Source organism: Spiroplasma sp. hy2, assembly GCF_044714365.1.
GTDB classification, from domain to species: domain Bacteria; phylum Bacillota_I; class Bacilli_A; order Mycoplasmatales; family Mycoplasmataceae; genus Spiroplasma; species Spiroplasma phoeniceum.
In genome coordinates this window covers 1-586 of sequence record NZ_RXFZ02000343.1, presented here as the reverse complement: position 1 = coordinate 586, position 586 = coordinate 1, and the positions used below count along the sequence as shown (strand labels likewise).

The following is a 586-nucleotide window of genomic DNA, read 5'->3' as shown; positions in this document are numbered from 1 at the left end:
TWATAAAAATAAATATAAAGAAATTGTAAAATCATTAACACCATCGGAAAGTAATTGAACTATATTATCTAGTAGTTGATGTAAAAAGGGATTTTTTCAAATAACTAATAAACAAAAATTAATAGGTAATTTAACTATTTTAATTCAATCAGATAATGATAAACAAAAAAGATGATATGGACCTTATACTTATCCAAAAGTACATATTCAAGTATGACAAGCAATGAAATCAGCAACTGGTAAAAATGGAACTGGGGCAGGGTCAGTATTTTGAAATATGTGATTACATGTATGATTACGCAGTGAATTAAGAGAATATGTTAATTGACAAATATATACACAACAAAATAAAGGTGGCGGTGATGTTAAATTAAGAGCTAGTCGTATTAATAAAAATTTATTAGAATTAAATAAAGAAATTAATAAATATAGTACTAATTTTTATAATTTAAAAGATAGTAAATTAAATAAAAATAAACAATATATTGATAATAAAAATTGATTATTAGAGCAACGAGAATATACTACTAATTTAAAAATAGGGTATCAAAAATTACATACTAAAATAATATCAAAACCAAAAAWA

At 21.9% G+C, this 586-nt stretch carries 1 protein-coding gene; it reads left to right on the top strand.

Going from position 1 to position 586, the window contains the following annotated elements; translation table 4 throughout:
• Nucleotides 1–586, top strand: a 586-nt coding sequence (locus tag EHV01_RS06420) for a hypothetical protein (RefSeq protein WP_422066732.1), incomplete at both ends; no start/stop codon positions are given.